17 protein-coding genes and 1 riboswitch are annotated in these 18,109 nt (G+C 73.9%); of the genes, 10 read left to right on the top strand and 7 right to left on the bottom strand.

The window, feature by feature from the left end:
* The first annotated feature begins 10 nt into the window (after positions 1-10).
* Positions 11-1,828 carry a glycerol-3-phosphate dehydrogenase/oxidase gene (locus A4R25_RS11675; RefSeq protein ID WP_043330892.1) on the top strand — a complete coding sequence of 606 codons (1,818 nt, stop codon included), beginning with the start codon at positions 11-13 and terminating at the stop codon, positions 1,826-1,828.
* 66 nt (positions 1,829-1,894) lie between these two features.
* Entirely contained in the window at positions 1,895-2,404 is a 510-nt protein-coding gene (locus A4R25_RS11670; protein WP_043327989.1) for a hypothetical protein, read from the top strand.
* On the opposite strand, the gene A4R25_RS11665 is transcribed toward A4R25_RS11670, so the two are convergent.
* Positions 2,401-3,801 carry an FAD-binding oxidoreductase gene (locus tag A4R25_RS11665; RefSeq protein WP_064446725.1) on the bottom strand — a complete coding sequence of 467 codons (1,401 nt, stop codon included), beginning with the start codon at positions 3,799-3,801 and terminating at the stop codon, positions 2,401-2,403. The two genes, A4R25_RS11670 and A4R25_RS11665, sit on opposite strands and share 4 nt — an antisense overlap.
* Before the next feature lie 33 nt (positions 3,802-3,834).
* Here A4R25_RS11665 and A4R25_RS11660 point away from each other — a divergent pair, with 33 nt between their 5' ends.
* On the top strand, positions 3,835-4,167 hold the full coding sequence (locus A4R25_RS11660; RefSeq protein ID WP_043330893.1) for a DUF4031 domain-containing protein: 333 nt from the start codon (positions 3,835-3,837) through the stop codon (positions 4,165-4,167).
* On the opposite strand, the gene A4R25_RS11655 is transcribed toward A4R25_RS11660, so the two are convergent.
* Complete coding sequence (locus A4R25_RS11655) at positions 4,093-4,728, bottom strand: hypothetical protein (RefSeq protein ID WP_064446724.1); 636 nt, start codon at positions 4,726-4,728, stop codon at positions 4,093-4,095. The genes A4R25_RS11660 and A4R25_RS11655 overlap by 75 nt on opposite strands.
* Positions 4,729-4,796: 68 nt before the next feature.
* On the opposite strand from A4R25_RS11655, the gene A4R25_RS11650 reads away from it, so the two are divergent.
* A complete protein-coding gene (locus A4R25_RS11650; RefSeq protein ID WP_043327993.1) occupies positions 4,797-6,056 on the top strand; it encodes an aromatic acid exporter family protein in 1,260 nt (419 codons plus the stop codon).
* A 343-nt stretch (positions 6,057-6,399) separates the two neighbouring features.
* Here A4R25_RS11650 and A4R25_RS11645 read toward each other — a convergent pair whose 3' ends face one another.
* On the bottom strand, positions 6,400-7,662 hold the full coding sequence (locus A4R25_RS11645; protein WP_064446723.1) for an aminotransferase class V-fold PLP-dependent enzyme: 1,263 nt from the start codon (positions 7,660-7,662) through the stop codon (positions 6,400-6,402).
* Positions 7,663-7,710: 48 nt separating this feature from the next.
* A riboswitch (SAM riboswitch) is annotated at positions 7,711-7,833 on the bottom strand.
* Positions 7,834-7,898: 65 nt separating this feature from the next.
* On the opposite strand from A4R25_RS11645, the gene A4R25_RS11640 reads away from it, so the two are divergent.
* Positions 7,899-9,335 (top strand): PrsW family intramembrane metalloprotease, encoded by a 1,437-nt coding sequence (locus A4R25_RS11640; RefSeq protein WP_064446722.1) that lies wholly within the window; start codon positions 7,899-7,901, stop codon positions 9,333-9,335.
* Positions 9,336-9,339: 4 nt separating this feature from the next.
* On the opposite strand, the gene A4R25_RS31455 is transcribed toward A4R25_RS11640, so the two are convergent.
* Both A4R25_RS31455 and A4R25_RS11635 read right to left on the bottom strand, forming a co-directional pair.
* Positions 9,340-9,498 carry a hypothetical protein gene (locus tag A4R25_RS31455; RefSeq protein ID WP_197494901.1) on the bottom strand — a complete coding sequence of 53 codons (159 nt, stop codon included), beginning with the start codon at positions 9,496-9,498 and terminating at the stop codon, positions 9,340-9,342.
* A 102-nt stretch (positions 9,499-9,600) separates the two neighbouring features.
* Positions 9,601-9,948, bottom strand: coding sequence for a co-chaperone GroES (locus A4R25_RS11635; protein ID WP_043327996.1), 348 nt, complete (start codon positions 9,946-9,948; stop codon positions 9,601-9,603).
* Positions 9,949-10,102: 154 nt separating this feature from the next.
* On the opposite strand from A4R25_RS11635, the gene A4R25_RS11630 reads away from it, so the two are divergent.
* Complete coding sequence (locus tag A4R25_RS11630; RefSeq protein WP_231915501.1) at positions 10,103-11,401, top strand: AI-2E family transporter; 1,299 nt, start codon at positions 10,103-10,105, stop codon at positions 11,399-11,401.
* A 51-nt stretch (positions 11,402-11,452) separates the two neighbouring features.
* On the opposite strand, the gene A4R25_RS11625 is transcribed toward A4R25_RS11630, so the two are convergent.
* Complete coding sequence (locus tag A4R25_RS11625; protein ID WP_064446720.1) at positions 11,453-13,597, bottom strand: ATP-dependent DNA helicase; 2,145 nt, start codon at positions 13,595-13,597, stop codon at positions 11,453-11,455.
* A 124-nt stretch (positions 13,598-13,721) separates the two neighbouring features.
* Here A4R25_RS11625 and A4R25_RS11620 point away from each other — a divergent pair, with 124 nt between their 5' ends.
* The gene (locus A4R25_RS11620; RefSeq protein WP_064446719.1) at positions 13,722-14,228 is read left to right on the top strand and encodes a DUF402 domain-containing protein; all 507 of its coding nucleotides are present in this window, start codon (positions 13,722-13,724) and stop codon (positions 14,226-14,228) included.
* A 6-nt stretch (positions 14,229-14,234) separates the two neighbouring features.
* Here the strand turns inward: A4R25_RS11620 and sigJ are convergent, their stop codons facing one another.
* Positions 14,235-15,188 (bottom strand): RNA polymerase sigma factor SigJ, encoded by a 954-nt coding sequence (sigJ, locus tag A4R25_RS11615; RefSeq protein ID WP_043327998.1) that lies wholly within the window; start codon positions 15,186-15,188, stop codon positions 14,235-14,237.
* A gap of 170 nt (positions 15,189-15,358) precedes the next feature.
* On the opposite strand from sigJ, the gene A4R25_RS11610 reads away from it, so the two are divergent.
* From A4R25_RS11610 to A4R25_RS11600, 3 genes are all read left to right on the top strand, one after another.
* Positions 15,359-16,309: a PPK2 family polyphosphate kinase gene (locus A4R25_RS11610; protein WP_064446718.1), complete on the top strand. Its 951-nt coding sequence runs from the start codon at positions 15,359-15,361 to the stop codon at positions 16,307-16,309.
* A gap of 149 nt (positions 16,310-16,458) precedes the next feature.
* Positions 16,459-17,085 (top strand): DUF47 domain-containing protein, encoded by a 627-nt coding sequence (locus tag A4R25_RS11605; RefSeq protein WP_030504473.1) that lies wholly within the window; start codon positions 16,459-16,461, stop codon positions 17,083-17,085.
* A gap of 4 nt (positions 17,086-17,089) precedes the next feature.
* Positions 17,090-18,094, top strand: a complete 1,005-nt coding sequence (locus A4R25_RS11600; RefSeq protein WP_064446717.1) for an inorganic phosphate transporter — start codon at positions 17,090-17,092, stop codon at positions 18,092-18,094.
* The last annotated feature ends 15 nt before the right edge of the window (positions 18,095-18,109 follow it).

The following is an 18,109-nucleotide window of genomic DNA, read 5'->3' as shown; positions in this document are numbered from 1 at the left end:
CGACCCCAACGTGTCCCGATCCGTGGCCGGCCAGCTCTCCGCCGAGCGCCGCGCCGACGACCTGCGCCGCCTTCGGGCCGAGCGGTTCGACGTCCTGGTCATCGGCGGCGGGGTGACCGGAGCGGGCGCCGCGCTCGACGCCGCGTCCCGCGGGCTGAAGGTCGCCCTGGTGGAGGCGCGCGACTACGCCGCCGGCACCTCCAGCCGGTCCAGCAAGCTGATCCACGGCGGCCTGCGCTACCTGGAGCAGCTGGAGTTCCACCTGGTCCACGAGGCGCTGACCGAACGCGGACTGCTCGCCACCCGGCTCGCCCCGCACCTGGTCCGTCCGGTGCCGATCCTGGTTCCGCTGCCCGCCGAGGGCGGCGCGCGGGACCTGCCCCGGCGGTTCTTCCGTCGCTCCTACTACGGGCTCGGCGTGGCCGCGTACGACGCGTTCGCCGGGGTGTTCGGCGGCGGGCGGGGGATGCCGCTGCACCGGCACCTGAGCCGCGAGGGCACGCGCCGGATCTTCCCGAGCCTGCGTCCGGACAAGCTGGCCGGCGCGATCCGCTACTACGACGGTCAGGTCGACGACGCCCGTCTCGTGGTGACGCTGGCGCGTACCGCGGCGAGCCTCGGCGCGACGGTGGTGACCAGCGCCCGCGCGGTCGGCCTGACCCGCCAGGCCCGCGAGGTCACCGGCGTGCGGGTACGCGACCTGGAGGCGCCGGCCGGCTCGCCGGACGCCGAGTTCGAGGTACGCGCGCGCACCGTGATCGCCGCCACCGGCGTGTGGAGCGACGACATGTCGCGGATGCTCAACGACGTCGGGCTCCGCCCGAAGCTGCGGGTCCGGGCCTCCAAGGGAGTGCACCTGGTGGTGCCCCGATCGGCGATCGTCGGCGAGACCGGCCTGATCCTGCGTACCGCCACGAGCGTGCTCTTCGTGATCCCCTGGGGCGGGCACTGGATCATCGGCACCACCGACACGGACTGGCAACTCGACAGGTCCCACCCGGCTGCGACCGCCAGCGACATCGAATACCTGCTCTCCCAGGTCAACACGGTGCTGGACCGGCCGCTGACCACCGCCGACATCGAGGGCGTCTACGCCGGGCTGCGCCCGCTGCTGGCCGGCGAGGCGGACTCCACCTCGAAGCTGTCCCGCGAGCACGCCGTGGTGGAGCCGATGCTCGGCCTGCTGCTGGTGGCCGGCGGCAAGTACACCACCTACCGGGTGATGGCGTCGGACGTGGTCGACCGCGCGATGCACCGGCTCGGCCGGACCCGCCCCTCGCGTACCGCCGACCTGCCGCTGCTGGGCGCCGACGGCTACGCGGCCCTGTGGCGGGACCGGGCCGACCTGGCCCGCCGGCACGGAGTCGCGGTCGGTGTGGTCGAGCACCTGCTGGAGCGGTACGGCAACCTCACGCTGGACCTGCTCGCGCTGGTCGACGCCGATCCGCTGCTCGGCTCGCCGCTGGCCGGCGCACCGGAATACCTGGCCGCCGAGGTGACGTACGCCGCCCGCGCCGAGGGCGCGCTGCACCTGGAGGACGTGCTCACCCGGCGTACCCGGATCTCGATCGAGACCAGCCACCGCGGCCTGGAGTCGGCGGAGCACGCCGCGGAGCTGATGGGCGCGGTGCTCGGCTGGGACGCGGCGACCCGGGACCGGGAGGTGGCCCACTACCGGGCGCGGGTGCTGGCCGAGCGGGAGTCGCAGCTCATGACGGACGACATCGCCGCCGACGCGGCCCGCCTCGGCGCGCCCGATGTGCGTGGTTTCGCAGCAGACCGAGGGACCGACGGCCCGGGCGTTGAACTTCCGGCCTCCCCCAGGTAGGGGATCCCCACCCCGGGCCGCTCGGCCGCTAGTGCGCGCTACCTACGGAAGTGTAGGTTTCCCCGCGTGGTCCGCCCATCATGGTCGTCGCGCGTCCCCGCCCTGTCCGCTGCCGTCCTGCTGGCGACCGCTCTGACCGGATGCGCCTTCGGCCGGGCCGAAGGCGCCACCGCGCCCGGAACAGCGGGAACAGCCAGCCCCACCCCGGCCGGCAAGCGCGTCTCCCTGGTGCAGAAGCTCGGCGACGAGGGCCCGATCCGCCACCTCGACGTGGACCCGTCCGGCCGCTGGCAGTGCCGCGACTGCGCCGGTGACGGCGTGGACGCCACCGGCACGCTGAGCCCCGAGCAGAGCCGGCGGCTCCAGCGGATGCTCGCCGACCCGGCGCTGGCGAAGGAGACCGACGAGGCCCGCGGCTACAAGCAGGGCTGCATCGGCGTGCTGACCTCGACGTTGCTCGTCCCGCCCGGCCTGACCGTCACCATCCAGGACTGCCCGGGCGAGCCGAAGCCGAAGGTGGCCTACGACGTGCTGCTGCTCGTCACCCAGGCCACGCCCGCCGAGGACAAGGGTTAGAACACCTTGCCGGGGTTGAACAACCCGGCCGGGTCCAGCGCCCCCTTGATCGCCTGGTGCACCCGTACGCCCACCGGGCCGATCTCGCGGGCCAGCCAGTCCCGCTTGAGCAGCCCCACGCCGTGCTCCCCGGTGCAGGTGCCGCCCAGTTCCAGCCCGAGCGCCATGATCTCGTCGAAGGCCCGCCGCCCCCGGGCCAGGCTGTCCGGGTCGGCCCGGTCGACCACGATGTTCGGGTGCATGTTGCCGTCGCCCGCGTGACCGACCACGCCGATCGGCACCCGGCACGCCTCGGCGATCCGGGCCACCCCGTCCAGCAGTTCCGCCAGCCGGGCGCGCGGCACCGCCACGTCGTCGATGACCAGGCCACCGTTGCCGCCGGGGTAGGTCTGCGCCGCGAACCGCTCCATCGCCGGGTGGGCCAGCCGCCGGGCCTGCAGCAGCGCCGCCGCCTCGGTCGCGTCGCCGGCCGCGTAGACCTCGTCGGCGCCCGCCGCCGTGCACACCTCGGCCAGCCGGGCCAGGTCGTCGGCGGCCCGGGCGCCGGTGTCCACCGCTGCCAGCAGCAGCGCCTCGGCATCAGTGCGCAGACCCATCGGCCGGTACGCCTCGATCGCCCGCAGATGGGTCCGGTCCAGCAGTTCCAGCAGGCTCGGGGTGAGCCCCCGCCCGGCGATCCCGGCGACCGCGCCACCGGCCGTAGCCACCGTGGGGAAGACCGCGACCAGTGTCAGTGACTGCTCCGGGGCCGGACGCAACGCCACTGTCACCTCGGTGATCACGCCGAGCGTGCCCTCCGAACCGACGAAGAGCCGGGTCAGGTCGTACCCGGCGACCCCCTTCGCGGTACGCCGCCCGGTGCGCAGCACCTCGCCGGAGGCGAGCACCACCTCCAGGCCCAGCACGTACTCGCCGGTCACGCCGTACTTCACGCAGCACATGCCACCGGCGTTCGTGGCCACGTTGCCGCCGACGGTGGACGACTCCCACGAGCCGGGATCCGGCGGATACCAGAGGCCGTGCTCCCGCACCGCGCGGGCGAGCGCCGCGTTGACCACGCCGGGCTGCACCACGGCGATCCGGCCGACCGGGTCGATCTCGCGGACCCGGTTCATCGCCACGGTGCTCACCACCACCGCGCCGTCCACCGCGTTCGCCGCGCCGGCCAGCCCGGTCCGCGCGCCCTGCGGCACCACCGGTACGCCGTGCCGCCCCGCCGCCCGGACCACCGCCACCACGCCCTCGGTGTCACGGGGCCGGACCACCACCAGCGGGACGCCCGAGTCGCACAGGTCGGCCTCGTCGCGGGCGTGCCCGGCCAGCAGGTCCGGGTCGGTCAGCACGGCGGCGTCGCCGAGCGCGCCCCGCAGGTCGTCGAGGAGGGGATGGGCGGCCATGCCGGGAAGGCTACCGGCGTACCGTCTGTTGCCGTGCTCTACCTGGACCCGCCCGCCGTGCCCTGGCGCGGCCGGCTCTGGTCGCACCTGATCAGCGACGTCTCGTACGCCGAGCTGCACGCGTTCGCGGAGATGCTCGGCGCGCCCCGGCGCGGCTTCGACCGGGACCACTACGACGTGCCCGCCGAACGGTTCCGGGCGGCGGTGTGGCTGGGCGCGACTGTCGTGCCCTCGCGGGAGATCGTCCGGCTGCTGCGGGACACCGGCCTTCGCCGTCCGAAGCACCGCTTCTCAGGCCAGCGCGGCCAGCTCCCGGGACAGGTTGGCCCGGGCGCGGGACTCCCAGCGGGCGTGCGGCTCGGGTAGCCGGTACAGCGCCGGCAGCGCGAGCAGGTGCCGCAGCGCCGCCGACCGGCCGGCGCGGAAGTCCGGTTCGGGCACGTGCGCGTACTCGGCGCGGATCGCGGCGGCGTACCTGTCGTAGCGCTCCGCCGGGGCCGCCAGCACCGCCAGGTCCGCGTCGCAGAGCAGCGCGCCGTCCGGGTCGTCCGGCCCGACCGCGTGACCGGCGGTGAGCAGCACCAGGCGGCGTACCCCGGTCACCGTCGCGGCCGGGACCCCGGCGGCGGCCAGCAGCTCGCCGCCGAGGTCGGCGCTGGCCCGCTCGTTGGCGTCACCCGCCGCGCGCGGGTCGTAGACCGCGTCGTGGCACCACGCCGCGAGCCGGACCAGGTCGGGGTCGCGGGCCAGCCCGGCGTACGCGTCGACCACGTCGAGCACCGCCCGCAGGTGCGCCTCGTCGTGGTAGCGCCGGTGCGGCTCCCGCCAGCCCGCCAGCAGCCGGGCGCCGGCCCGCTCGACAGCCGCCGGATCGGTCGCGCCCGCCGCTCGCGCCGTCTCCCGCCACCGTGCCGTCAGGTCGTCCATCGGATGCAGTCTGCCCCCTCCGGCCCGGGTAGAGGGATTCAGCCGGGGCGGTACGGGTAGTACCGGCCATGGCCCGGGACGGACGACTGCAGTTCTTGCGTCGCGGAAAGCTGCGTGAGGGGCGGGCCGACCGCGACGGGCAGCGGATCGCCTCCGCGATGGAGGAGCTGCGGCACCGGGGCAAGGCGACCCTGCACGACCGGCTGCACCGGGTCCGGACCGCGTTCGGCCTGGCGGTGCAGGCCGGGCTCGCCGCCGGTCTGGCGTACCTGATCTCGCACCGGCTGCTGAAGAACCCGCAGCCGGTCTTCGCCCCGATCTCCGCCGTCGGCACGCTCGCCGCCTCGGTGGGGCAGCGGTTCCGGCGTACGGTCGAACTGATCGCCGGCGTGGCCGTCGGCGTGCTGGTCGGCGACGCGCTCATCTACTTCGTCGGCACCGGCGCCTGGCAGCTCGCGCTCGTGGTGACCTCGGCGATCCTGCTGAGCATCTTCGCCGGGGCGAGCGTGGCGATCGTGATCCAGGCCGCGGCCACCGCGGTGCTGATCGTGACGCTCAGCCCGTCCACCGAGAACCTGGAGTTCCCCCGCTTCATCGACGCGTTACTCGGTGGCGGCATCGCGCTGCTCGTCACCGCCATCCTGCTGCCGCTCAACCCGCTACGGGTGATCAACCGGGCCGCCCGGCCCGCGCTGGACCTCCTCGCCGACCAGCTCGACGCCTGCGCCGAGGCGCTGCGAAACCAGGACCGGGAGGCGGCCCAGCGCGCGCTGTTCCGGCTGCGGGAGAACAAGGAGGAACTGGCCGCCCTCTCCGAGGCGATCGAGGGTGCCAAGGAGACCAGCACGCTGTCCCCGGCCCGCTGGCACCGGCGCGGCGAGCTGACCCACTACGCGGAGGCGGCCGACCCGATCGACCGGGCCATGCGCAACACCGGCACGCTGATCCGCCGAGCGGTCACCATGATCGAGGACGACGAACCGGCCCCCGAGCCGATGCCGGACGCGATCGGTCATCTGGCCGAGTCGGTGCGCCTGCTCCGCCATGAGTTCGCCGCCGGGCAGGAGCCGCAGGAGGCCCGCGAACGGTCGCTGCGCGCGGTGAGCGAGGCCGGCCGGGCGTACGCCGAGGGGGTCGGCTTCTCCGGCAGCGTGGTGATCGCGCAGGTGCGTACCACGGCGAGCGACCTGATGGTGGCCTCCGGGATCGAGCAGGAGGAGGCGAACCGCCTGGTCCGGCAGGCGTTCGGCGAGAAGGAGCACCGCACCGGCCCACCCACCGACCGCAACCCCGCCGCCCACCCTCCCACAGCCCCCCCAGTCGGCTGACCCGCCCCCGTCCCGCCGCCCGCCCTGCCCGGCCCGGCCCCGCCTGCCCGCCCCGCCGCCTGCCCGCCGCGTTGATCAAGGAGTTTGTGTCCCTCCCGGAGATCAACTCGGACCCAAACTCCTTGATCACCTCCATGGGGGCCGGCTGATCATGAAGTTGGCTGGCGGGAAAGCGCTTTCTGTGACCGCTAACTTCATGATCGCCCCGATGGGGGCCCCGGGGGGCGAGATCTTGGTACGGGGACGCCCCCACCGGGGCGTCCCCGTACCAAGATCTCTGGCTGTCGTGGGTGCGGACGGGCCGGTTGCTCTTGGGCGGGAGGGGGAGGGGGAGGGGGTTGGGTTAGGGGAGGTGGGACAGGGCGGTCAGGAGGGTGTCGACCTGGGGCTCGGTGGTGCCCAGGCCCAGGCTGGCGCGCAGGGCGGTCGGGGGCAGGTCGGTGCGGCCGGTACGGGCGGCGGCCTCGGCCAGCAGGCGACGGGTCAGCGGGTGGGCGCAGAACAGGCCGTCCCGTACCCCGATCCGGTGCCGGCTCGCCAGATGCGCGGCCACGTCGGCCGAGTCCCGCCCGGCGACCACGAAGCTGACGATCCCCACCCGGGGCGCGTCCGGGCCGAACATGCGCAGCTCGACCACGTCGGGCAGCGTGGCGAGGCCGCGGCGCAGCCGGGTCAGCAGCGCCTGTTCCCGTACGTGCAGCGCCTGCCGGTCGGCCTCGCCGAGCGCGGCGCAGACCGCCGCCAGCGCCACCGCGCCGAGCAGGTTCGGGGTGCCGGCCTCGTGCCGGGCCGGGCCGGTGGTCCAGCGCACCTCGTGCGTGGCCGCGCCGACGTGGCTGGTGGCGCCGCCACCGGCCAGGTACGGCGGGGCCGCGTCCAGCCAGTCCGCCCGCCCGGCGAGCACGCCCGCGCCGAACGGGGCGTACAGCTTGTGGCCGGACAGCGCCACGTAGTCCACGTCCAGCGCGGCCAGGTCGACCGGGGCGTGCGGGGCGAGCTGCGCGGCGTCGACCAGGATGCGGGCGCCGTGCCGGTGCGCGACCCGGGCCAGCTCGGCGATCGGCCACACCTCGCCGGTGACGTTGCCGGCGCCGGTGACCGCGATCAGCACCGGCAGGCCGGGCCGGGCGTCGCGGGCCAGCTCGCCGAGCGCCGCCGCGAGGGACCGGACCGCGCCGGCCGGGCTGTCCGGCACCGGCAGGCGTACCGAGCCGCGCGGCCAGGGCAGCAGGTTGGCGTGGTGCTCGCCGCCGAACGTGATCACCGTGGTGCCCGCGGGCAGCGCACGGGCCAGCAGGTTCAGCGCGTCTGTGGTGTTCCGCGTGAAGATCACGTGGTCGTCGGGGCGGGCGCCGAGGAAGTCGCCGACGGTCTGCCGGGCCTGCTCGTAGGCGAGCGTGCAGCGCCGGGACAGCGCGCCCGCGCCGCGATGCACGCTCGCGTACCAGGGAAGGAGCCCGGCCACCGCGTCGGCCGCGCCCCGCGCGCACGGCGCGCTGGCGGCGTGGTCCAGGTTGATCTCCCCCGGTACGCCGAGCACGCCGAGCGGGTCGGGCCGGACCGGCGCGGGCAGCACTGGCGACGGGGGTACGAGAGTGAGGGTCATGCCGGAGCCTCCCGGGTCACAGGTGGACCCCGGGTGGTGCCGGAACGGGGTCCGCGCTTGCCCAGCACGCGGAGCGGCGCTGGGCCCGGTCATCACCCGGGGCACCCCACCGCGAACCTCGACGAGGGTTGCCGGCCAGCAAGCCGGGGCTTGACGCTGGCGCTCGTGACCTGTTCGGGAGCATAGCCGTAGCGTTCGGCCCGGACCAGTGGGTCGCGGGTGACTACGCTGACCGCATGGCCGACACCCCGCCCGGCGGAGCCCTGCCGCCGCCGCCCGCGCCCGCCGCCCCGCCGCCGGGGGCGCCGACGCCCCGGATGCCGCTGCGCCGGCTCGGCTGGCGGCGCTTCCTCGCGCTGGCCGGTGTGGTGCTGCTGATCGCGGCCGGCGCGTTGTTCATGGTCTTCACGCTGGGCGAGAGCCTCGGCGCCGAGGCGCTGCTGGTGGGCCTGGTCGCGGCGATCCTGCCGGTGCCGGTGCTGGTCTCCTGCTTCCTGTGGCTCGACCGCTACGAGCCGGAGCCGCTGAAGTATCTGATCTTCTGCTTCGCGTGGGGCGCCTTCGTCTCCACCGCGATCTCGCTGTTGGTCAACGAGACCGGCGCGCGGCTGTTCGACGACCTGGGGCTGCCCGCCGCGCTGACAGCGGTGCTCGTCGCCCCGTTCATCGAGGAGCTGACCAAGGCGGCCGGCCCGCTCCTGGTGCTGATCTTCCGGCGCCGGGAGTTCTCCGGGATCACCGACGGCCTGGTCTACTGCGGGCTCTCCGCGGTCGGCTTCGCCATGGTCGAGAACATCCTCTACCTGGGCGGGTACGGCTACCGCACCGGCGTGGAGCAGTACGGCCCGGCCACCGGCGCGCAGCAGGTGATCGCGATCTTCATCGTCCGGATCCTGCTGTTCGGCTTCGCCCACCCGCTGTTCACCTCGATGACCGGCGTCGGGCTGGGCGTCGCGGCGCGTACCGCCGACCGGCGGGTACGGGTGCTCGCCCCGCTGGCCGGCCTGCTGCTGGCGATGATCCTGCACGGCACCTGGAACCTGCTGCCCTCGCTGGCCCAGGCCACCGGGCAGACGGTGATCGTGCTCTACGGGTACATCGGCGTGATGGTGCCGATCTTCTTCGCCATGGTGGGGCTGGCGATCTGGCTGCGCGCCTGGGAGGGCCGGCTCACCGAGCGCACGCTGCCGGACTACGTGCGGGCGGGCTGGCTCACCCCGCCCGAGGTGGCCGCGCTGGGCAGCCTGGGTCGCCGGCACGCGGCGCGTACGTGGGCCCGGCGGGTCGCCGGTGACGGCGGGGTGAAGGCGATGCGTGGCTACCAGTTCGCCGCGACCCGGCTCGCGCTGCTGCGCGACGGCATGCGCCGGGGACTGGACCGCAAACCCGCCGAGCGGGAACGGACAGCGAGGGAGGAACGGGAACTGCTGGAGGCGATCTCCGCGTACCGGTCGTTCTTCGTCGGCCGGGACCCGCAGGCGCCGGTCGGGGTCTGGGACGGTCAGCGCTACCACCTGCGGTTCCCGGACGGTTCGCAGCGCCCGGTGGAGGCGCCCGACGACCCGGTGGTGCCGATCCCGGTGGTGCTCGCCGCGCCGCCCGCGTACCCGCCGCCCGGCTACGGCCCGGGCGGCTGGCACGGCCCGGGCGCGCCCTGGCATCCCGGGCGCTGACGGGTCAGCTCATCAGGCCGGTCAGAAAGTCGCCGAGCCCTTGGGCGATCGCCATGAGCGCGGCCCCGATCCCCCTGAACACCTGCGCGGCCCCGTCCGGACGGAACGCCATGAAGTAGATCAGGAACGCGAGGAATCCCCAGGCGAGGATCTTCTTGATCACTACCGGCATGGTGTCCCTCCCCAGGGCGCTCAGGTGCCTGGGCTTCCCGCCGGGAAGCGCCGCAAACGGCGCCGATGCCGGGTCAGAGGGTGGAGAGCCGGATCAGAGGTAGAGACCGGTGGAGCCGGCGGCGGTGCTCTCCACCCGCTCGGCCGCCACGGCGTGCACGTCCCGCTCGCGCAGGAGCACGTACGCCCGCCCGTGCAACTCGACCTCGGAGCGGTCGTCCGGGTCGAAGAGCACCCGGTCGCCGGCCACGATCGAGCGGACGTTCGGCCCGACGCCGACGGCTGTCGCCCAGGCCAGCCGCTTGCCCACGGCGGCGGTCGCGGGGATCACGATGCCGGCGGTGGAGCGGCGCTCGCCCTCGGCGCCCTCGGTGCGTACCAGCACGCGGTCGTGCAGCAGGCGGATCGGCAGCCCGGCGTCGAGACTCTGGTCGGCGGTCACGCGAAGACGCTACCGCGTGCCCGGCTGTCGATTCCGCCGTGGTTCGCAGGAGCGCCGGGCGGGCAATGTGTGGCCGAGCCGCCCTAGGGTGGGGCGAGCAGACGTATCCTGTGCCCCCTGCGACGTGGTGGGGTCGACTTTGCCGGAGGTGCGCTTGAGCCGCTTCGAGCGGATGCGCGGACGGCTCCGCCGCGCGTACGAGTCGGGCCGGGAGGCCGCCCGGACCCGCCGGGCCGACCCGGAAGCGGCGCCGGGGGAGGCAGGAGTGGCCTCGCCCGCGTCACCGGGACCGTCGGCGTCGCCGGAGGCGACTGTGGTGGGCGTCGAGCCGCCGGCCGCGATGCACTCCTCGACTGTGAGCCGGGACGACACCGAGGTGCCGCACGCGCTGCGGATCACCGCCGCGTGGTGCTGGCGGCTGATCGTGATCGGCATCGTGACCTGGGCGCTCATCAAGATCATCGGCACCATCAGCATCGTGATCATCCCGCTGACCGTCGCGCTGCTGCTCTCCGCGCTGCTCGCCCCGGCGGTCGGCTGGCTGCTCCGGGCCCGCCTGCCCCGCTCCCTGGCCACCGGTGTGGTGCTCGTCGGCGGCCTGGCCGCCGTGGTCGGCACGCTGACGCTGGTGGTCAACGAGTTCATCAAGGGCGTACCGGAGCTGAGCGAGAAGTCCTCGCAGGGCATCCGGCAGATCCAGGACTGGTTCAAGACCGGCCCGCTGCACCTGTCCGACAGCCAGCTCGACCGCTACATCAACGAGGCGCAGAACTGGATCAACGGCAACACCGAGCGGTTCACCAGCGGTGCGCTCAGCACCGCCGCCACGCTGGCCGAGGTGCTCACCGGCACCGTGCTCGTGCTGTTCGCCACGTTCTTCTTCCTGCGTGACGGCAACTCCATCTGGCGGTTCCTGGTCCGGCTGCTGCCGGTCGCGGCCCGCTGGAAGGTCGACGACGCCGGTCGCGCGTCCTGGGCGACGCTCGGCGCGTACGTGCGGGCCACCGTGCTGGTCGCCTTCATCGACGCGGTCGGCATCGGCATCTTCCTGGTGCTGTTCGACATCCCGTTCGCGTTCCCGCTGGCCGCGCTGGTCTTCCTGGGCGCGTTCATCCCGATCGTCGGCGCGTTCCTGTCCGGCGTGGTGGCAGTGCTGGTCGCGCTCGTCGACAGCGGCCCGGTGACCGCGCTGATCATCCTCGGCGTGGTGGTCGGGGTGCAGCAGGTAGAGGGCCACGTGCTCCAGCCGCTGATCATGGGCCGGGCGGTGGCCATCCACCCGCTCGCCGTGATCATCGGCATCGCCGCGGGCGTGGTGCTGGCCGGCATCGCCGGCGCGCTGGTCGCGGTGCCGCTGATCGCCGTGCTCAACACCGCGGTCCGGCGGCTCGCCGCGCGTACCGTGCCGGACACCCCACCGGACGCGGTGGTGGTCGCCTCCCAGGCGCCCTGACCCGCACGACCCCCTGACGCCCGTGTCGCCCCGCCCGGGGAGGCGCGGGCGTCAGCTCTTGGCGAGCCGTTCCAGCGCGCCCCGGGCCACCTCGGGCCGGGTCGTGTACCAGAACGGCGGCAGCGAACGGCGCAGGAACGGGCCGTACCCGCGCGCCGTCTCCAGCCGCGAGTCGAGCACCGCCACCACACCCCGGTCGCCGGTGGCCCGGATCAGCCGGCCGACGCCCTGGGCCAGCCGGACCGCCGCGATCGGCACGCTCACCGCCGCGAAACCCGAGCCGCCACCGGCGTCCACCGCCGCCGCGCGCGCCGCGGCGAGCGGCTCGTCCGGCCGGGGGAACGGCAACCTGTCGATCACCACGAGCTGGCAGGCGTCACCCGGCACGTCCACCCCCTGCCAGAGCGACATCACCCCGAACAGGCAGCTCTCCCGCACCTCGCGGAACCGGCGCACCAGCAGCGGCAGCGCCTCCTCGCCCTGCAGCAGCACCGGCAGGTCGGTCCGCGCGCGGACCAGCTCCGCTGCCTGCTGCGCGGCCCGTCGCGACGAGAAGAGCCCGAGGGTACGACCACCGAGCGCCTCGACCAGCGCCAGCAGCTCCTCACCGGCCGGCCCGGGCAGCCCGGAGACGCTGGGGCGGGGCAGGTGCGCGGCCACGTACAGGATGCCCTGCCGGGCGTAGTCGAACGGCGAGCCGACGTCCAGCGAACTCCAGCCCGGCCCCTCGGTGGCCGGCACGGTGCCGATCGACGCCCGGCTGCCCTCGGCGGCGGCCACCGGCGGCGTGACCGGGGTGCGGCCCGCGGCGGCAGCGGTGGCGATCGCGGCGGCGGCCGGGGACGGCGGGGCGGGCGGCGGCGCGTCCAGCCCCAGCGCCCGGGCCACCGTGTCGAAGCGGCCGCCCAGCGCCAGCGTCGCCGAGGTGGCGACGACCGTGCGCTCGTCGTACAGGTGGGTGGCGAGCGTGCCCGCGACCGACAGCGGCGCGACCACCAGTGCCCGGCGGCTGCCGTTGTCCGGCTTCTCGACCCAGGCGACGTCGTGGTCGGCCTCCTCCAGCAGCCGCTGGGCGGTGGTGGACAACTCGTCCAGCACCGCCTTGGCCTGCTGCTTGCGTACCGGGTCGGGGTCGTCGGACTTCACGTCGCCGATCGCCTCCAGCGCGGCCCGGGTCGCCGAGTCCAGCAGCGTGCACGCCTCGCGCAGCGCGGACGGCAGACCGGCGGTGAGCCGCCCGGCCGGCGCCTCGGCCAGCCCCACGGCGAGCGCGTCACCGGCCTCGGTGAGCCGCTCGGCCAGGTCCGGGCGCAGCAGCGGCCGGGCCCGGCGGGTGGACCTGTCGATCAGCTCCGGCACCAGCTCGGCCTGGGCCGCCGAGGAGACCCGGTCGGCCAGCTCGTGCGCCTCGTCCACCACCAGCAGCTTGTGCGGCGGCACGATGTGCCGACCGGCGAGCATGTCGACGGCGAGCAGGCTGTGGTTCGTCACCACGATGTCCGCCTCGCGGGCGCGCGCCCGGGACGCCTCGGCGAAGCACTCCTGGCCGAACGGGCAGCGGCTCGCGCCCACGCACTCGCGCGCCGGCATGGAGACGGTGCGCCACACCTGGTCGTCCACGCCCGGATCCAGCTCGTCCCGGTCGCCGGTGGCGGTCTCCTCGGCCCAGTCACGCAGCCGCTGCACCTGCTTGCCCAGGCGGCCCGCCTCGCCGAGCCACTTGGTGCCGCCGTTGCCGGGGCGCGGCGCGTCGAAGAGCGCGTCGTCCGGCTCGTCCTCGACCGAGCTGTCCAACCTCGCCAGGCACAGATAGTGGTGGCGACCCTTCAGCACGGCGAACGTGGGGCGCCGGCCCAGCACCGGCTCGACCGCGTCGGCCAGCCGGGGCAGGTCGTGCTCGACCAGCTGGGACTGCAACGCCAGCGTGGCGGTGGAGACCACCACCGGCCCGTCCACCGTCAGCGCCGGCGCGAGGTAGGCCAGGGACTTGCCGGTGCCGGTGCCGGCCTGCACCAACAGGTGCTCGCCGGAGGCGATGCTGCGCTCGATCGCCTCGGCCATCTGCTGCTGACCGGGCCGGGCCGCGCCGCCGGGAACCGCGCCCACCGCGGCGGTCAGCAGCTCCCCGGCGCCGGCGCGACCACTGCGACGCTTCTTCGGGACGGCCGGGCCGGTGGCGGTGCGGGACGGGGTCACCGTGCGACCGTACCCGCCGGCACCGACGGGGGTCCGGTCGCTCCGGCGGCGTGGCGGGACGGCGGGTCGCGTCTGGTTACCTCCCGATCGCGTGGCGTGGCCGGAATCGGTTAGGGTGCCAGGCATGCCGAGCGACGTGGTCCGCGTGATCTACCGCAAGTACGACGGCAGCGCCCACCGCGACTACCCGGCCCGCCGCCTCGCCGAGGACGATCTCGGCGTCTGGCTCGGCGTGCCCGCCGGCACCGAATCCGTCTACCACGGCCGCCCGTCCGTCGAGCAGATCCCGTTCGTCCTGCTGGTGCCCCACCACGGCTGGTGGACCGGCATGTTCAACCCGCCGCCGCGCACCAGCGAGGTCTACTGCGACATCGCCACCCCGGCCCGCTGGGAGGGCGCGGAGACGGTCCACCTGATCGACCTCGACCTGGACGTGGTGCGCCGCCGCGAGACCGCAGTGGTCGAGCTGCGCGACGAGGACGAGTTCGCCGAGCACCGGGCCCGCTGGGGCTACCCGGACGACGTGGTCACCGAGGCCGAGGCGGCCGCCCGCTGGCTGCTCGGCGCGCTCGGCGAGGGCACCGAGCCGTTCGCCACGTCGTACCGGAAGTGGCTGGCGCTGGTGGTCTGAGCCGGCTCACCAGCGCGGCGGCCAGGCGGCGTCCGGCCCCAGCGGCGGCAGCTCGCCGACCTTGTCCGGGTTGAGCTGGTTGAACACCCCGGTGACCCGCCCCTCGTGGACGGCGAACGAGGTGACGATCCGCATGGTCCGCCCGTCCCGGTAGGGGACCTCCGACTGCCAGCCCAGCGTGCCGTCCACCACCACCGGCCGGACCCGCATCGCGCCCCACTTGCGGGCCTGGTTGAACAGGCCGAGGAGCAGGCGACCGGCCGCCTCCGCGCCGACCACCGGCTGGCGGGCCGCCGGGAAGTGGCCGCCGGAGTCGCCGATCGCCACCACGTCGGGTGCGAGCACCCGGACCAACTGCTCCAGCTCGCCGGACTCCACGGCGGCGACGAACGCGGTGAGTACCCGTCGCTGCTCGGCGAGGTCGGCGCTGTGCTGCGGCGCGTCCGGCCGGTGCACCGCCCGCCGGGCCCGCGACGCGAGTTGACGCGCCGCCTCCGGCGTGACCGCCAGTACGTCCGCCACGTCGGAGAACGGCACCGCGAACACGTCGTGCAGCACGAACGCCACCCGCTGCTCCGGCGTCAGCCGTTCCAGCACCACCAGCAGCGCGGTGCCGATCTGGTCGGCGCGTACCGCCCGCTCGGCCGGGTCGGGCGCGAACCCGTCCGCCGCCGGCACGGTGGTCACCACCGGCTCGGGGAGCCACTGACCCGGGTACGCCTCCCGGCGCACCCGGGCGGAGCGGAGCACGTCCAGGCAGATCCGCGAGCAGGTGGTGATGAGCCAACCCCGCAGATCGCGTACGCGGGCGCGCTGCTCGGGGTCGCTCAACGCGCCGGAGAAGCGCAGCCAGGTCTCCTGGACGGCGTCCTCGGCCTCGCTGCGGCTGCCGAGCATCCGCCGCGCGACCGCCAGCAGATGCCCCCGCTCCGCTTCGAACTCCCCCGTAAGTTCATCCACCCACCCATTCTCCCGCCCCACCACCCGCCCCGGCACCCCGCCGCCCACCCTCGCCGATCTTGCGCTTGCCGCCCCGGCAAAAGCCGCTTTCCGGATGCACCAGGGGCCGCAACTGCAAGATCAGCGGGGTGGGGCGGGCGGGAAAGGGCTTCGGGGGTGAGGATCGGGGGATGAGTGAGGTGGTGGGGCCCGAGGGCGGGCCGATGCGGGAACTGCTGCGGGTGGGGCCGGGGGCGGTGGATCTGGCGGCGATCGACCCCCGGTCGACGCCCGGGTTGCCGGCGGTGGCCGGGCGCGGGCCCGCGCGCAAGGAGTGGGCACGGGCCCAGGTCGAGCTGGTCGGCGCGGAACTGGGGCGGCAGCAGGAGATGCTGTACGCCTCGGCGCAGGGCGCCGCCGGACCGGGCAGCGCCACGAGCGCGCCGTCCCAGGCGGGCGCGGGGCTCGGTGAGGGCCGGCCGCGCCGGCTGCTGCTGGTGCTCCAGGCGATGGACTGCGGCGGCAAGGACGGCACGGTGAAGCGGGTGGCGGGCGCGATGAACCCGCTCGGGCTGCACATCCGCTCGTTCGGGCCGCCCACCGAGGAAGAGTTGCGGCACGACTTCCTGTGGCGGGTACGCCGGGCGCTGCCGCCGCCCGGATACGTGGGCGTGTTCAATCGCTCGCACTACGAGGACGTGCTGATCGCCCGGGTCGAAGGGCTTGTCGACGAGGCGACCTGGCAATCCCGGTACGCGATCATCAACGACTTCGAGCGGGAACTGGCCGAGCAGGCGGTGACCGTGATCAAAGTCATGCTGCACATCTCGTACGCCGAGCAGGGCGAGCGGCTGATGCAGCGGCTGACCGACCCGACGAAGTTCTGGAAGTACAACCCCAGTGACCTGGACACCCGGGCACGATGGGACGACTACCAGGCGGCGTACGCCGAGGCGATCGAGCGGTGCGGCGCCGACGACGCGCCCTGGTTCGTGGTCCCGGCGGACCGCAAGTGGTACCGGGACTGGGCGGTAGCCCACCTGCTGCGCGAGACGTTCGACGAGTTGCATCTGGGGTATCCGCCTGCCGATTTCGACGTTGAACGGGAGCGTGACCGGTTACGGAGCCAACTCGGCGGGTGATCAGGTGAACGGAAGGTGAACGAGCGGTGAATCGGGCTTGACCAGGGGTGGGCCGATCGAAAGCCGCCTGGACGCGATCCCTAGCATGCGCAATGCAGACGCCCGGGCGGCGACGGCCACCCTTCCACCGACACGACGAGGTCCGTGCTGTGAAGTTTTCCTTCCGTCCCACCGAGGGCGCCTTCTACGAGCTCTTCACCAGGGCCGCGCAGAACCTGGTCAAGGGGACCGACCTGCTCAACGAGCTGGGTCTGCCCGGCGCCGACGTGCAGTCGATCAGCGAGCGGCTGACCGACATCGAGCACGACAGCGACCAGATCACGCACGAGCTCTACAAGAAGATCAACTCCACGTTCATCACGCCGTTCGACCGGGAGGACATCTACCGGCTGGGCTCGCTGCTCGACGACGTGATGGACCACCTGGAGGCGGTCGGCAACCTGCTCTACCTGTACGGCCTGACCAAGCTCCCGTCCCTTCCGCGTGAGCTGCACGAGCTGGTCAACGTGCTCGACCTGCAGGCCAAGCTCACCGCCGAGGCGATGCCCCGGCTGAAGTCGATGAAGGATCTTGAGGACTACTGGATCGAGTGCAACCGGCTCGAGAACGACGGCGACCAGGCGTACCGGATGCTGCTGGTACGCCTCTTCTCCGGTGAGTACGACGCGCTCACGGTGCTGAAGATGAAGGAGGTGGCCGACGAGCTGGAGGCCGCCTGCGACGCCTTCGAGCACGTCGCCAACACCGTCGAGACCATCGCGGTCAAGGAGTCCTGATCCAGTGAGTCCCGAACTCATCGCCGTGCTGGCGGTGATCGCGGTCGCCATGGCGTTCGACTACACGAACGGCTTCCACGACGCGGCGAACGCGATCGCCACCAGCATCTCGACCCGGGCGCTGACCCCCCGGATCGCCCTGGCGCTGGCCGCCGTCGGCAACTTCGTCGGCGCGCACTTCGGCGCCGGCGTCGCCAAGACGGTCGGCGACGGCCTGGTCACGTTGCCGACCGGGGTGGAGAGCCTCGGCGTGGTCTTCGCCGGCGTGCTGGGCGCGATCATCTGGAACCTGATCACCTGGTACTTCGGCCTGCCGTCCTCCTCCTCGCACGCCCTCTTCGGCGGCCTGGTCGGCGCGACCCTGTTCGCCGCCGACGGCATCGTCCAGTGGGGCACCATCATCGAGAAGGTCCTCCTCCCGATGGTGCTCTCGCCGGTGGTCGGCCTGGTGCTCGGCTTCCTGGTGATGCTGGCGATCATGTGGCTGTTCCGGAAGGGGCAGCCGGGCAAGCTCAGCCGCGGCTTCCGCTGGGCGCAGACCGCGTCCGCCGCCGCCATGTCGGTCGGCCACGGCATGCAGGACGCCGCCAAGACCATGGGCATCATCGTGCTGGCGCTCTACACCGGTGGCTTCCAGGAGAGCAAGACCCACATCCCGGGCTGGGTCTTCTGGACCTCCGCGGCGATGCTGGCCGCCGGCACGTACGCGGGTGGTTGGCGGATCATCCGGACGCTCGGCCGGAAGATCATCGACCTCGGCCCGGCGGAGGGCTTCGCGGCCGAGACCGTGGCCAGCGCGGTGCTCTACTTCAACGCGCTGGTGCTCAAGGCGCCGATCTCCACCACGCACACGATCACCTCGGCGATCATGGGTGTGGGCGCGACGAAACGGCTCTCCGCGGTGCGCTGGAACGTGGCCGGCAACATCGTGATCGCCTGGATCATCACGTTCCCGGCCGCCGCCGCGATCGCCTGCCTCGCGTACCTGCTGGTCCGCCCCCTGTTCTGAGCTCCCGCGCAACGA

The organism is Micromonospora sp. NBRC 110037, assembly GCF_001652995.1.
Lineage (GTDB): Bacteria > Actinomycetota > Actinomycetes > Mycobacteriales > Micromonosporaceae > Micromonospora > Micromonospora chalcea.
The sequence above is the reverse complement of the archived record's forward strand: the minus strand, read 5'-3'. Positions and strand labels throughout refer to the sequence as shown.